The following is a 14,465-nucleotide window of genomic DNA, read 5'->3' as shown; positions in this document are numbered from 1 at the left end:
GCAGGAACTGCTGCCGATGGTGTTCGCCGATCCGGGCGAGGCTCTCGCGAGGGCCCGGGCGCTGCTCGACGCCGATCCCTTGCCGCTGGACGCCTCCGTCGCCCACCAGGTGATCGGCATCTGGCAGCGGGACTTCGGTGATCTGCGGCTCGCCCTGAAGCATCTGCGGCGGGCCCGGGAGTTCGCGGCGCGGGCGGACTCGGCCGACCGGGAGGCGGACGTGCTGGCCACCCTGGGGGTGGCGCTGGTGCACGCGGGCCGTACCCGGGAGGGCCTGTCGGCGTTCGAGCGGGGGGTCGCGCGGGGCGGCGGGCACACGCGGGCGCGGGTGCTGTACCGGCGGGCGTACGTGTGGTGGGTGCTCGGTCACCATCGCGAGGCGCTGGAGGACGTACGCCGGGCGATTCCCGTGCTGCGGCAGGCGGAGGACGTGATCTGGACGGCGCGGGCGCTGACCCTGCGGGCGACCGTGCACCTGGCGCTGGGGGCGGTGGAGCGGGCCGAGGCGGACTTCACCGCGGCCGAGGCGCTGTGGGACACCACCGGCCAGGAGCACGACAAGGCCGACGCGGTGGAGAGCCGGGGGCTCGCCGCGTTCCGCTCCGGTGACGTGCCGGCGGCGCTGCGGCTGCTCGACGAGGCGGAGGTGCGGTACGCCCGGCTGGGCACGCCGACGTTCATGCTGAACATCCGGCGCTGCGAGGTGCTGATGGCGGCCGGGCTGGCGCCCGAGGCGCTGGCCGAGGCGGACGCGGCGATCGGGAGGCTGGACGGGATCGGCGGGCAGTCCACCCGCAAGGCGGAGCTGCTGCTGGCCGCCGCGCGGGCCGCACGGCTGGCCGGCGACCCGCACACGGCGATCGCCCGTGCCGCCCTGGCGGTGCGGCTGTTCGCCGGGCAGCGCCGCACCTGGTGGGAGACGCACGCCCGGCTGGTGCTGATCGAGGCGCGGCACGCGGCCGGGCGCGGCTCGGGGCGGCTGGTCGCCGACGCCGCCGCGGTGGCCGAGAAGCTGGCCGCGTTCGGCGCGCCGGCCGCACCGGAGGCGTCGCTGCTGGCAGGACGGATCGCGCTGGGGCTGGGCTGGACGGCGGACGCGGAGCGGCACTTGGCCGTCGCCGCCCGCAGCCGGCGCAGCGGCCCGCCGCTGGCGCGGATGACGGGCTGGGCGGCGCAGGCGCTGCGGGCCCGGGCCGCCGGGTCCACCCGGGGCGTGCTGGAGGCGTGCCGGCGCGGCCTGGACGTGCTCGACGACCACCGGATGACGCTGGGCGCCTCGGAGCTGCGGGCCCGCGCCACCGAACAGGGCGCGGAACTGGCCGCGTTGGCGCAGCGGGCCAGTCTGGTCTCCGGCGGGCCGCGGCGGCTGCTGGTATGGAGCGAGCGCTGGCGGGCCACCGTGCTGTCCACCCCGCCGACCCGGCCGCCCGCCGACCCGGAGCTGCTCAGCGGTATGACGGCCTTCCGGGAGATCGCCTCCCGCGCGGAGGCCGCCCGGATGGAGGGCAGGCCGGTTCCGGCACTGGAGCGTGAACAGCGGCGCCTGGAGCGGCAGATCCGCTCCCGGACCCTGCACATGCGCGGCGAGGCCCCCGGTGGCGGCGACCGTTTCGACGTCGGCCGGCTGCTGGAGCGGCTGGGTGACGAGGTGCGGCTGGTGGAACTCGCCGTGCTCGACGGGCGGGTGCAGGTGCTGCTGTGCGGGCAGGGGCGGGTGCGCAGGTTCGAGGCCGGGCTGCTGGCCGAGGCGGAGACCGAGGCCGAGCACGTGCAGGCGGGGCTGCGGCGGCTGGCGCACCCCGGGGCCGAGGCGCGGCTCGCGGTGGTGGAGGCCGCGGGGCGGCGGCTGGAGGAGCTGCTGCTCGGACCGGCCGCGGCGCACCTGGGCGGCGGCCCGGTGGTGATCGTGCCGCCGGGGCGGCTGCACCGGGTGCCGTGGGCGCTGCTGCCGTCGCTGCGGGAACGGGTCCTCAGCGTGTCGCCGTCGGCGGGCAGTTGGCTGCGGGCACGGGAGACGACACCGCCGCCGGACGGCCGCCATGTGCTGGTACGCGGCCCGGGTCTGGCCACGGGCGGTGCCGAAGTGCCCGAACTGGCCGGCCGGTACGCCTGCGCGACGGTCCTGGAGGAGGACGAGGCGCGGGTGCCGCGCGTGCTGGAGGAGCTGGACGGGGCCGCGCTGGCGCACATCGCCGCGCACGGCACGTTCCGTGCGGACAGCCCGCTGTTCTCCTCGTTGCGGATGGCCGACGGCCCGATCGTCGTGCACGACTTCGAGCGTCTGGACCGCAGTCCCTACCGGATCATCCTGTCCTGCTGCGACACCGCCCTCCTTGCCTCGGTCGGCGCCGACGAACTGCTCGGTCTGGTCACGGCGCTGCTGCCGCTCGGCACGGCCGGGGTGGTGGCGTGCAGCGCGCCCGTCAACGACGCCGCGGTGGTGCCGCTGATGCTCGCGCTGCACAAGGGCCTGGGGGCCGGGCTGTCCCTGGCGGAGGCGCTGCGCGACGCCCGGGCCGCCCTGCCGGGCGACGCGCTGCACCAGGCCACGGGGTGGGCGTTCTCGGCGTTCGGGGCGGCCTGACCCGTCCCCTGTTCGGGTCAGGCCGCCGGTCTGGTGGTGGCCGTCAGGCCGGCTGGGCTTCCGGGACGTCCGTCAGCCAGGGCAGGGCGCCGCGGTCGCTCGCGCCGAGGCGGGCGTAGGCGCTGTACAGGTGGTTGCCGACGGTCCGGATCGACAGGGTGAGGCGCTCGGCGATCTGCCGGTTGCTCAGACCGGCCGCCGCGAGCGTGACGATCTGCCGTTGCCGGGCGGTGAGTTCGCCGAGGACCAGCCCGGACAGAGCCGGTGTGCGGGCGCCCTGGCAGCGCCGGGCCAGGGCGACCGCCCGGGTGCGCGAGTGCCGGGCGGCGCTCGGATCGCGGTGGGCGCGCACGGCCTGGGCATGCGCCTCCGCGGCGAACAGCGTGAAACCGCGCCGCACCAGCTCCTCGGCCACCTCGTCCAGGGCCGGGCCGTCGGCCCGGGTGAGCGCGTCGGCGTGCCGGGCGAACACGCCGGTCAGCCGGTCGATGACCTTCTCGGGACAGCCGAGGCGCACGGCGTCGTAGGGGTCGGCGAGGGCGTCGAGGTCCAGGTCCCCGCCGCTGTCCACCGGTGTGCAGGCGCGGGCGAGTTCCGCCCGGCACGCGGCGTCCCCTGGATCGTTCCGCAGGCCCTCCCGCGCCCAGGCCGCCGCCTCCCTCAGCTCTCCCCGCAGCCGGGCGAACCGGGCGCGCACGGCGGCGTACCGGCCGGGCAGCGGGCCGCCCTCGGCGACCAGCCACTCCCCCACCGGCGCGGGCATCGCCCGTACGTCGTCCTGGTCGATGCGGCGGGCCAGTGCGGCCGACTCGGCGTCGAGGGCGGCGGCGTACGCGTCCGGTGTCCGGGCCAGCCGGCGTGCCCGCAGCCGGCCCGCCGCGGCTCTGAGCACCGGGCCGTGGAGGGGGTGGGCCAGGCGGACGCCGCCCTGGTCGTCGACCTCGATCAGGCCGTCGGACTCCAGGACTTCGAGGGCCCCGAGGTCCAGATCGTCCAGGGGCGACGACAGCGGTTCGGCGAAGGCGAGGCGGTCGAGGGTCTCCCGTTCGACCGGGTGGACGCGGCCGAGGACGGGGGCGGTGCTCTCACGGACGGCCGGGGTCAGCGGCACGGGGCCCCGCCACGCCCGTTCGCCGGTGTCCGGTTCGAGGGTGAGCCGCCCCCGCACCGCCCCGAGCAGATCGCGCAGCAGCCGCAGGTCGCCCCGGCTCAGGCGCCGCAGCCGGTTGGCGGTGAGCGCGTCGAGAGGGCCGGCGCCGGCGGTGAGCAGCTGCGCGGTGTCCTGCTCGGGCAGCGGCTCCAGAGCGAGCCGCGGCAGGAGTTCCCCCGTCCACAGCCGGGAGATCGCCCCCGGCACCGGGCGTCCGTCCGTGGCGACGACCAGCAGGCGAGTGCGGCCGTGCACGGCGAGCTGGTGGACCAGGGCGGCCGAGGCGTCGTCGAGCAGCTGGGCGTCGTCCACGACCAACGTCCGTACGCCCGACAGGAGCTGGACCGCACGGTGCAGGGTGACCGACTCGGGCAGCAGATGGGCGAACGCGGCGAAGGGGATGGCCCGGCTCTCGGGCGTACCCGCCGCCCGGGTGCAGTCGGTGCCGCGGAGCGCCTCGGTGACGAGGCGGGTCTTGCCGCAGCCCGCCGGGCCCGTCACCACGATGCCGCGGCGCCCGCCGGCCAGGGACCGGCGGACCAGCTCCAGTTCGTCCTCGCGCCCGGCGAACGGCCAGGGCAGCTCCAGCGTCGTCGCGTCCCTCTCGTAAGTCGTCACACAGACATGAGCGCGGCTACTCACTTCTGATACAGGGCGACTTGAGTAGCCCCCGACTCAGGCGCCCGGGAGCGGCCGCGGGGCAGGCTGTGGGCCATGACCGCACGCTACTGCTCGCTGGCACAGGCGCCGGCGCCCGCCTTCGCACCGGGGCTGGCGGCCGAGCGGCTGGGCGCGCTGGCGAGCGGGCGGCGGATGTGGGTCAACGGCACGGTCCTGCACTACTGCTTCTTCGACCGTGACACCGACGCGTCCGTCATCCCCGTGCCGGGGACGGGGATGACGCGACGCGTGCCGTGGGCCGGGTCCGAGGAGCAGCGGGACGTGGTGCGCGGGTGCTTCGCTCAGTGGCAGGACCTCGGCATCGGGGTCACCTTCGTCGAGGTCGACGACCGCTCGGAGGCCGAACTGCGCATCGGGTTCCAGCTCGGCGCCGGCTCCTGGTCGGCGGTGGGCCGGGACGCGCTGCTGGCCGGCCGGCACGAGCGCACCATGAACTTCGGCTGGGACCTGACCGCGCCCGGGGAGCGCGGGACGGCCCTGCACGAGATCGGACACGCGCTCGGCATGCTGCACGAGCACCAGAGCCCGTTCGCCGGCATCCACTGGGACGACGAGGCCGTGTACGCCGAACTGGCGGGCCCGCCCAACCACTGGAGCCGGGAGACGACGCACTACAACATCCTGCGCAAGCTCGGCCCGGACGAGGTCAACGGCTCCGTCTGGGACCCGCACTCGATCATGGAGTATCCGTTCTCGTCGGGGCTGGTCCTGGAGCCGGAGCAGTACCGCGCGGGTCTCAACCCGCCCGGCACCCTGTCCGCCGCCGACAAGGAGTTCGTGCTCCGCTGGTATCCGCCGGCGGACCGGCCGGGCCCGCCCGCGCTGGTGCCGTTCCGCTCGGCACCGCTCGGTCTCGGGCCGGGCGAGCAGGCCGACTTCATCGTGGATCCGCCACAGACCCGCACGTACACGCTGGGCACCTTCGGCGACGGTGACGCCGTCGTCGTGGTCTTCGAGGAGCGGGACGGGGAACCCCGCTACCTCGCCGGGCAGGACGACGGGGGAACTGCGCACAACGCCACGATCAGCGCGCGGCTCGTCAAGGGCCGCCGCTACTTCGTCCGCGTACGCCTGTACTCCGCCTGGGGTTCGGGCGAGACGGCGGTGATGTGCTGGTGACGGCACGGATCCGCCGGGCGGACACCTGAGCCACAGTCCGGCGCCGGGGGAGCGGTCGGGGACGTCACCTCATCGGGGGGTGGGTGACGTCCCCGACCACGCCATGTGCGGCCCGGGAGCCGGTCATGGCCATGGAGCCGAACTAGGGCCGGGCCTCGCTGCACACCTGGAGGCCCGCGGTCCCCGCGTCCTGGTCCGTCACCTCCTGCACGTTCTGGACGCCGTCCAGTATGTCGTCGAGGTCCGCGTCGGACAGTCCGCCCCCGGCCACGGCGGCGACGGTCCGCAGCACCGCCTCGTGGAACGCGTCCCGCACGGCGGGGCGCATGACGTCGGAGGCGTCGAGGCAGCGCGGCACCTGGGTCTGCAGGAACTTTCCGTAGATCGCGCGTGCGGTGCCGTCCACCTTGCCGTGGTCGGCGACTTCCTCCATCACGGGGAGCATCGCCGAGTACATGGTGCCCTGGCCCGCCCACCTCTTCTGCCCGGCCTGGGAGAAGAGGGCGCGCAGCGCCTCGCGGGCCGGTTTTCTGTCATTGAAGAGGGCGGCGAAATCGCCGGACACCTCGTAGGCACGGGTCCGGTAGGGCCCGCCCGGGAGCAGGGGTGCCGCGTCGGTGAGGCGGGCGCCGTCCTCGCCCTGTGCGAAGGAGCCCTGGTGTTCGAGGGCGCACCGGGGGGTGGCCTCGCGGAAGGCGGTGTCGTCGCCCCGGATCAGGGCGGCGGGGCCGCGCCAGTCAGTGATCAATGCCCGCTCTGCCCGCTTGCCGTCCGTGGCGAGGAACCGGGCCCAATGCCGCCACGCCTCCCGGACCGGTCCCTTCGTCCACGCCGTGGAGGCGTCCTTGCCGGTGCCGCGGGCCCAGTCCGCGTAGACGTCCGGTCCCGCCTGCTGCAACACGATGTCCTCGATCCAGTCGGTGCCGGGCCAGCCGGCTGCGCCGTCCTCGCCCATGCCGAGGCACCAGGAGGACAGGGTGCCGTGGCGGCCGGCGGTATCGGGGGACTGCCACACGATGCTCTTGAGGTTGGCGTTGACCGGCCACCAGTAGGTGTGGCCCCTGCCTTGCGGGCGCCAGGGGCCCGCGTACCGCAGTCCCTCGACCAGGTCGTCGAGCGGCTTCAGGTGCTTCTCGGCGCGGTACTCGGCCAGTTCCCCGAAGCCCGGCATGATCGCGATGTCGGGCGGGTCACCGGCCTGCACACGGGAGAGCAGCACCTCACGCTGGGCGGAGGTGCCTTGGTAGCTGATGCGGATGCCCTCGGCCTCCATCAGGTCGCGGAAACGCTGTTCCTCCTTGCCCGTCCACGGGCCGAGGACGGTGACAACGGGATCGCGGTCCAGGAGCTGGGGGGCGGCGACGATCGCCGCCACGACGGCCAACGCGGCTGCCGAGGCGATCCGGCGGCGCAGCTTCGTGCGGGTCACGCGGTTCCACAGCCCGCGCGCCCACGACCAGTCGACCGGGCGCACCGGGTAGTCGGTGGTGAGCCGGGCGACGAGGCCGGCGACCGCGGCGCAGGTGACGGCGAGGCCCACGACGACGTAGGCGGCGTTCCACCAGCCGAACGCGGACAGGTCGGGCAGGCCGGTGCCGGCGACCTGCTGCTGCGCGGCGGCGAGGGCCTCGGCTCCGTGCAGCGAGTCCTTCAGGGCGATGCGCAGGATGTCTGCGAGATGGGCGCGGGCGGTGTCCAGGTTCTGGGCGGTACGCCACGCCAGGAAGGCCGGCACGGTGGCCAGGGCCATGGAGCCGGCGACGCCGACCAGGATCCAGGGGGCGAGCAGCCGACCGCAGCGCCGGATGATGGCCCGGCACGCGAGGCCCGCCACGGCGGCAGCGGCGGCCAGCGCGGCAGCCGCCACCACCCAGGACGCAGTCAACAGGAACCCCAGGTCGGCGAGTTCACCGGCCCTGCGCTGTTCGGCGGTGGCGACCTTGTCGAGGCGGTCGAGGAGACCGGTGTCGGGGCGCTCCAGGAGGGCTCTGGCCTCGGCGAGCTTCTCCTCCCGCATCTCCGCGTCTGCCTGGTACTTGACCGCGGCGAGCGTGATGGCGTTGTTGTAGGCGGCGAGCAGACCGTTGACCGCGGAGATGTCCTGGTCCATGCCGCTGCCGACGTGGTCCGCGAGCTGGGTGAGGCCCTGGTCCGCGGCGGCGAGTTGGCTCTGGGCCGTCTCACCCGCGCCGACCGTACGGGCGACCTTCCGGTCGATCGAGTGCCGGGCCGCCTCGTCGGCGCGCAACACGGCAAGCCTGACGGCCGCCGAGCCCTGCACGGACGGCGCGACCTCATCGCGCAACTCCCGTACTCGCGCGTCGAGTTGTGGTACGGCCACGGCGGTGAGCAGGGTGACGCCGACGGCGGCGCAGCCGAGGAAGGACCACAGGTGACGCAGCAGCAGCCGACGCGTGCTCGTGCCCCGCCGGGCTTCGCCTGGCCGCTCGTGCCCCCGCCTCATGACAGCTGCTTTCCGCAGCGCACGCAGTAGACGGCCCCGGGGGCGGCCTGTTCCCCGCATTCCGTGCAAGGGCCGACGGAGCGCTGCCGGCCTGCCGTGCGGCTCGTGGTCCTGGCCGCCGCCGACCGGACGCCGAGGCGCAACAGGGTGACACTGACCCGGTGGGCGTCGGCGGGCAGGCTTACGCGCACGGATCCGGCGGCGGCGTCATGGATGTCGCCCCAGGCCGCGATCTCGGCGAGCACCCACTCCTCGTCGAGCCGGTGCGCCCGTGCGGCGGCCTGTCCCAGGTGCCGTTCCGCGTCGGCTCTTCGACCGGCTTTGAGGTACTTGAGGCCTTTTCCGAGGTGGGCGATCATCCGGCTCCGTGAGTCGAGGACGCGGCTGCTGTCGCCGGGCGTCTCGTCGCTCGTGCTCGGGGCGGTCCGAGCGGGTGGCAGGCTGGGATCACGCCAGCGGGCGGTGACGGCTTCCTGCTGCGGCCCCAGCGACACCATGGCGAACTGGAGTAACTCGCCGAGCGGGTCGCCGGTGCCGTCGACGTGCAGGGCGAGCAGGAACTCGCTGTCGGCGCCCGCCGGATCCCAGGGCAGGACGGGGAACACGTGACGGTGCGGTCCGGACGGGGGACCGGCGGCGAGTTGGAGGTACTGCGGCTTGAACTGGACGAAGGACTCGATGCTCACGCCGGGACGCACGGTGACCTCAACGGGCAGCGCGGGCACGGCCCGGCGGCAGGCCCGGCGGACCGCCTCGGCGAGCGCGGCAGCGAGGTCCGGGCCCGCGGCGTCGGCCGTCCCCCGCAGACGGCTGACGATCCGTACGAGTGGCTGGTAGTCCCAGCCCGTGCCGACGGCGATCACCTCACAGGTGAACTCGGTTCCGCACTCGGTCAGTTGAGCGGTGAGCGCGGCGTCCTCGTATCCGGTGCCCCCGTCGGTGACCAGCAGCAGCCGGCACAGCGGCCGGTCGCTCCCCGCGAACAACCGCCGCGCCTCGGCGAGCCACCCCTCGTAGCCGGGGGATCTCGGTGCGCCGTCGACGGCCAGCGGGGCCGCGCCCATCGCGAAGGCCGCGTTGACCCGGTGGTCCCGGTCGGCCGGCGCCCATGAACCGGGCCCGGCCGGGTAGTAGCGGACGGGCCCGTCGCCGCGCCCGCCGCCCGCCGTGACCACGGCGAAGGACACGCCCGAGGGCATCGCCGTGAGCGCGGCACGCATCGCTGTGACCATGCGCTCCCTGCGCTGTTCGGCGAGGTCGAGCGCGATGATCAGGGCGAGTTGCCCGGGGTCGGCGTGGTCGCCCTCTCCCCCGTCGAGAACGGCCGCCTTCACCTGCGCGAGCAGCCTGACCGGCTCTCCCGGCACGCGCTGCACGAGATCGGGCTCGTCGACATGGACGACGAGTCTGGTGGTGTACGGCACCGCGGTTCCGCCGCCGCCCGGGGACGGCGCCGTCGAAACCTGCTCGGCCGGAGATCTCATCAGTCCCTCCTGGTAGGTGCTGCGGTACGGCTGCACGGGCACCACTGCGTGTCACGTCAACGTCGTCGGGCGGACGGCATGGGCGCGCTCCACCAGAGCCTCACTGAGGTCCGCTTCGGTGGCGGCGAGTTCCAGGTAGTCGCGTTCCAGTTGGGCGCGGACCCGCATCGCCCGGCGTTCGTCGGGGGTCGGTTCGTGCGCGGGGCGCCACCAGCGGAGCAGGCGGTGCAGCCGGCTCCGCAAGGTGGCTTCGTCCGCGCCGGTGATGTCATGGGTCAGGTGCAGTGCGGCGAGCTGCCACTCGTTGACCTCGATGCGCAGTCGCAGTTCGTCGAGCGGCGCGAGGACCAGTTCCCGTTCCTGTGAGGGGCGGGTCCGGTCGGCGGCGTGCGCGTCGAGCACGGACTCGGCGGCGGCCGGCGGGGGCAGGTCGTCGAGGTCGGGGCCCAGGCACGCGGCCCGGATCCGGGTGGCAGCCCGCTGGGCGAGGGTGCGGCCGCGGGTGCCGCGCGGCACCCGTTCGAGGACGGCGAGCGCCTCGGCGCGGTCGTGCTCGTCGAGAGCGAGACGGGCCAGGCCCAGGGCGGCGCCGCAGTGCGCCGGGTTGCGCAGATGCACGGCGTGGAACAGATCGCGGGCCAGGGCCCGTGCGGCGGCGGCACCCGGTGCCGGTGGTTCGGCGTGGGCGACGCATTCGTAGGCGTAGGCCAGGGCGAGTTTCGGCGCGTACTCCCCGGGCAGGTCGGCGCGGACCAGCTCGAAGCTCTCGCACGCCTCGGCCAGGTCCGCAGCCAGGCCGGCCGGCCGCTCCGGCGCACCCGTGCCGTACCGGGCGAGCGCGATGAGCCCCCGGTGCCACTCCAGGCGCCAGCGCCGCACTTCCTCGGGTCCCGGGATGCCCTCGGCCAGGGCCAGCTCCGCCTCCGCCGCGACGACGTCGGGCGGTGCGGGCCCGGTGCCGAGGGCGACGCGGATGTTGTGCAGGCATATTTCGGCGGAGGGCTCGTCGCCGGGAGCCTGCTGGAGCCGCACCGTGCGGGCGTATCCGCCGCTGACGCCGAACTCCGGGGTCCGCGGGTCCTCGGAGAACGGCTTGGGCACCGGGAGCCGGCGGGCGATCTCGACGGGCGTGGGCCGCCCGGGGTCCAGAATCCGCAGGACGGGCGGGGTGCCGCGGCGTGGCCGGTCCGTGTCGCGGCGCGCGAGATCGGACGTCGCGGGTACGTCACCGAGCCGCTCACCCAGCCACTCCGGCGACGGGTCGAAGTAGCCGGACGGCTCGGGTGAGCCGCCCTTGCCACGCAGCGCCCTGATCTCACGCAGGGCGCCCCGGAGTTGGTCGGCCATCTCTTCCGCGTCCTTGAACCGCGGCCCTTGCTGCACGGTGCGCGTGGCACGCTCGATGACGGCGTCGAGCGAACTCGTGCCGAGGCCGGGCACATCATCGCGGACGGCGGGGGCGGCGAGGCAGCGCAGGGTCACGCCGACGGTGTGCAGGTCGTTCGCGAGGGTGAGTTCACCGGCCAGCTCCGGCGCATGGAAGCCGGGCGTCACATGGGGCGGCGGCTCGGTCTGGTGGACCTTGCGCACACTGCCCATGTCGATGACCTTGACGTGGTCTCCGACATGGACGACGTTCGACGGCTTCATGTCGCCGTACAGCAGATCCTGCCGGTGCAGGTGGGAGAGGGCCATCAGGATCTGGATGCCGTATGTGGCGACGTGTTCGATGTCGAGTGTCTCGCGTCCGCGACGGACCTCGTCGATGATGGACTGAAGGGTGTGGTCACCGACGTCCTCCATGACGATGTGGCCGCCCCTGACCTCGAGTTCGGGGTGCGTGGCACCGTCCTCGCCCGATCTGGGGGATCCGAAGGGCAGGAAGTCGCGGATCTGCACGATGTACGGGTGCCGGGTGGCGACGAGGGTGCGCCGCTCGAGGTCGGCGAGGGCGGCGCCGTCCGCGCCGTAGCGGTCCCGCAGGGTCTTCACGGCGACGAGGTCGCCGAGGTGGGTGTCCTCGGCGAGATACACCCAGCCCTGACCGCCACGGGCGACGGGTCCCTTGATGTGGTACTGGTCGCTGAGCGTGGCGCCCTGTACGAAGTCGGGCCGCATGGCCTGCGGCTTGCCGCATTGCGGGCAGTACTGCCGGTCGGGGCTGTCGGCGAGGACGGGGATCGTGGCACCGCAGTCCGGTGTGCGGCAGCGCTGCGCCTGGTCCGCGATGTGGGCGCCGCCGGCGAGTCGTTCCACGGGTGAACGCGGCGTGCGGGGCGGAAGTTTCAGCAGCTGCCGTGGGCCCCGCGGCCCGTCGCCCGGTTCCGGCAGCGGCGGGGCGTCCTCCCGTCGGCCACACCGGCCGCAGTACCCGGTCGGCAGGATCTCCCCGCCGCAGGGCGCTCCACTGAGCCGTCGCTGGCGGCACGCCTCCGTACTCACGCGCATGGTCTTCTGCCGCCTCCCCCCACGGCCGTCGGCGTTCCGATGCCACGACTGCGGGTCGCGCCGCTCATCCCCGCCCCCTCTCCGGGACATACCGCCCACCGCTCACCCTGCCGGCTCCCGGCAGCCCCGCAGGTCGCCCTTCCGGCAGAACCCACCGACCCCACAACCGATTCACCCGCCTTCTGGACACGCCGCCCGCAAGCCGTCCGCGAACTCCCGTAAGGCGCACAGCCGTGCCCCCGGATCGGTCATGCCCGTGATCGCCTCGCGGCGTGCCATCAGGTCCGCTGTCGCAGCGGCCGCGTGGCGCAGGGACTCCGCGTCGACCATCCCGGCCTCGCGCGCCTGGCGGGCCTCCCACTCCTTCACACGGGCGAGCAGGTCATCGACGCGGGCGAAGAGGCCGGGTTCGAGCACCGTGTCGCGGACCTCCCGCCATCCCGGGCCGCCACTGTCGCGGAAGACCAGCAGCAGCCGCACGCCGCACTCGGCGAGCCGAGCGAGCAGCGCGGCGAGGCGGGCGGGGCTGCGGGCCTCGTCCACACCGTCGACGAGGATGGTGATGCCGGGTGCAGCGGCGTACGGGGAGTCACCGGCCGGGCGGACGCCCCGGCCGAGCAGCCACTCCCGGCAGGCGGGGTAGCGTCCGGGCGCGAAGGCGAGCGCCCCGCCCAGGAGCTGGTCGACCAGCTCGGCCCGGGAGGCGTCAGCAGGCCGATGCACGCAGTCGGCGAGGTGTTCCAGGTGGCGCAGGGTCCGCTCCCGGCCGCCCCCGCGCGCGACCACGCTGACCTTGACGGGGGTGCCGCACGGGTCGGCCAGCCAGCGCCGCGCCCGCTCACCGAAGCGCCGGTCCCATGCATCGGGACGCGCCAGTGCGCGTACGATCGGAGAGAGTTCGGCCATGCGCGCGACAGGGATCAGGTACGAGTACGCCAGCACGTTGTTCTCCGGCAGTGGCTGGTCCAGGTCGCCGCGCCAGCTGACGACGATTCCCACCACAACCGGTTCTCCGTCCGCAGACACGGTCCACGCACCGGCCCCGCTGAACCCGCCGCGCACCACCTCCCTGCGGTGCCGCGCGTCGAACTGCACTCGGTGCCCACTGAGGCCGCGCACGGTCCCGGTGAGCACCATGCCATCGTCGAAGCGCCGCGCGTACCCGGTGACGGTGACGGCGAGACCGGCGGTGAGCTCCGTCGACAGGGTGGCGGGGCGGGCCTGCGGGCGCGGGCTGTCCAGGCGCAGCACCGCGACGTCCTCGCCGTCCCCGTCCGGCAGGTCCGGCAGCCAGCCGCCGGCGACGACGCGCGCGGAGGTCGGCTCGACGCGCGCGTTCTCCACGAACTCGACCCACATCACCTCGTCCGGAGCCCGGACCACATGCGCGCAGGTGAGGACGGTCCGCGCATCGATGAGAACGCCGGCGCCCCGTACCGCGCCCGCCGCGCCCCCCGACCGCAGGCGCACCCGCCAGTCCGCAACCAGTTCCCCCATCCTCACCACGCTACGCACCAGGGCCCGCCCGGACTAGACTCCTGCTCCTGCCGAATCAGCCAAGCGCCATGCAGGGGGACAGACATGACGGCGAATCAGTCAGAACCGATCGGTCTCGCTCAGGCGATCGACTCGATCCGCACGGAACTGGCGCAGGCGGAGCGGGACGGAGCGGGCAGTGACTGGCGGTTCACCGTCGAACAGGTGAGCGTGGAGTTCTCGGTGCAGTTCCACCGGGCCGGTGAGGGCGGCATGGGGCTGCGCCTGGGCGTCGTGGAGGCGCGGCTCGGCGGCGCGGTGAGCCGCGACTCGGTGCACCGGGTGCAGGTAGACCTCAAGCCGGCGCCGACACAGAGCGGCGTCGAGCACATGGTGGGCCGGTAGCCGTGGCCCCGGCTTGACCCCCTCCACCCCCGTCCGGTCCCCCAAAAGACCGAAAGACCATTTCGGATTCACCCGAAATGGTCTTTGACCTGCACTTCGCAAGTCGGGACGACAGGATTTGAACCTGCGACCCCTTGACCCCCAGTCAAGTGCGCTACCAAGCTGCGCCACGTCCCGATGCGCCGCACGCGGCTGAACCGCGTGATCGCGCAGGTCAACCCTACCGCATACGGGGAGTGGTGATCAGCGGCGCGGCCCCCGGGGCGACAGGTGTTCGGGGTGTGGGGCGCGGATCATGTGGGTGCCGAACAGCTCCTCACCGGATTCCGGGGGCTCGTCGCCCGTCCCGCGGCGGCGGCCGATCCGGGTTCCGGTCCAGCCGGCGAGGCCCGCTGTCGAGACGGCCACGGCGAGGACGGCCCACCAGGGGATTTCCGCCTTGGTCGCATGACCGGCACAGGCCGCGACGGCCAGGGGTGCCGTGACGGCACCTCCGGTCAGTCCGGCACCCCGCCGGTGCCGCGTCTCGTCCACGTCCTCGTCCCCCTTCGCCCGCGCGCTCGCATGCCCTGGGAGCCGCACCCCCGGGCATATGCCGCAAACAATACGCGAGGCCGACGGTAACTCCCTACCAGGGCATACGGGTTGAACCGG

General features: G+C 74.2%; 9 protein-coding genes and 1 tRNA gene. 3 read left to right on the top strand and 7 right to left on the bottom strand.

All coding sequences use genetic code 11. From position 1 onward, the window contains the following. Positions 1 to 16 precede the first annotated feature (16 nt). Positions 17 to 2,584 (top strand): CHAT domain-containing tetratricopeptide repeat protein, encoded by a 2,568-nt coding sequence (locus tag ABZ192_RS03490; protein WP_356922965.1) that lies wholly within the window; start codon positions 17 to 19, stop codon positions 2,582 to 2,584. 43 nt (positions 2,585 to 2,627) lie between these two features. Here ABZ192_RS03490 and ABZ192_RS03485 read toward each other — a convergent pair whose 3' ends face one another. Continuing rightward, positions 2,628 to 4,352, bottom strand: coding sequence for a LuxR C-terminal-related transcriptional regulator (locus tag ABZ192_RS03485; RefSeq protein WP_356922834.1), 1,725 nt, complete (start codon positions 4,350 to 4,352; stop codon positions 2,628 to 2,630). 96 nt (positions 4,353 to 4,448) lie between these two features. Between ABZ192_RS03485 and ABZ192_RS03480 the strand changes: the two genes are divergently transcribed. Then, positions 4,449 to 5,534, top strand: coding sequence for a M12 family metallopeptidase (locus tag ABZ192_RS03480; RefSeq protein ID WP_356922833.1), 1,086 nt, complete (start codon positions 4,449 to 4,451; stop codon positions 5,532 to 5,534). Positions 5,535 to 5,676: 142 nt separating this feature from the next. Here the strand turns inward: ABZ192_RS03480 and ABZ192_RS03475 are convergent, their stop codons facing one another. The 4 genes from ABZ192_RS03475 to ABZ192_RS03460 all read right to left on the bottom strand — a co-directional run bounded on the left by ABZ192_RS03475 (position 5,677) and on the right by ABZ192_RS03460 (position 13,427). Next, complete coding sequence (locus ABZ192_RS03475; RefSeq protein WP_356922832.1) at positions 5,677 to 7,998, bottom strand: extracellular solute-binding protein; 2,322 nt, start codon at positions 7,996 to 7,998, stop codon at positions 5,677 to 5,679. Beyond that, positions 7,995 to 9,482 carry a hypothetical protein gene (locus ABZ192_RS03470; RefSeq protein WP_356922831.1) on the bottom strand — a complete coding sequence of 496 codons (1,488 nt, stop codon included), beginning with the start codon at positions 9,480 to 9,482 and terminating at the stop codon, positions 7,995 to 7,997. The genes ABZ192_RS03475 and ABZ192_RS03470 overlap by 4 nt, the downstream gene beginning before the upstream one ends. Before the next feature lie 51 nt (positions 9,483 to 9,533). Continuing rightward, complete coding sequence (locus ABZ192_RS03465; protein ID WP_356922830.1) at positions 9,534 to 11,738, bottom strand: tetratricopeptide repeat protein; 2,205 nt, start codon at positions 11,736 to 11,738, stop codon at positions 9,534 to 9,536. Positions 11,739 to 12,101: 363 nt separating this feature from the next. Beyond that, positions 12,102 to 13,427 carry a serine protease gene (locus tag ABZ192_RS03460; protein ID WP_356922829.1) on the bottom strand — a complete coding sequence of 442 codons (1,326 nt, stop codon included), beginning with the start codon at positions 13,425 to 13,427 and terminating at the stop codon, positions 12,102 to 12,104. Between the two features lie 84 nt (positions 13,428 to 13,511). Between ABZ192_RS03460 and ABZ192_RS03455 the strand changes: the two genes are divergently transcribed. Further along, a complete protein-coding gene (locus ABZ192_RS03455; protein WP_356922828.1) occupies positions 13,512 to 13,811 on the top strand; it encodes a trypco2 family protein in 300 nt (99 codons plus the stop codon). A gap of 103 nt (positions 13,812 to 13,914) precedes the next feature. Here ABZ192_RS03455 and ABZ192_RS03450 read toward each other — a convergent pair. Next, positions 13,915 to 13,988, bottom strand: a tRNA-Pro gene (locus ABZ192_RS03450). A gap of 66 nt (positions 13,989 to 14,054) precedes the next feature. Continuing rightward, positions 14,055 to 14,345: a hypothetical protein gene (locus tag ABZ192_RS03445; protein WP_356922827.1), complete on the bottom strand. Its 291-nt coding sequence runs from the start codon at positions 14,343 to 14,345 to the stop codon at positions 14,055 to 14,057. Positions 14,346 to 14,465 lie beyond the last annotated feature (120 nt).

The organism is Streptomyces sp. NPDC006235 (genome assembly GCF_040613735.1).
In the GTDB taxonomy this organism is placed as follows: domain Bacteria; phylum Actinomycetota; class Actinomycetes; order Streptomycetales; family Streptomycetaceae; genus Streptomyces.
Note: the sequence above shows the minus strand (reverse complement) of the source record. Positions and strands in the feature narration are given on the sequence as shown.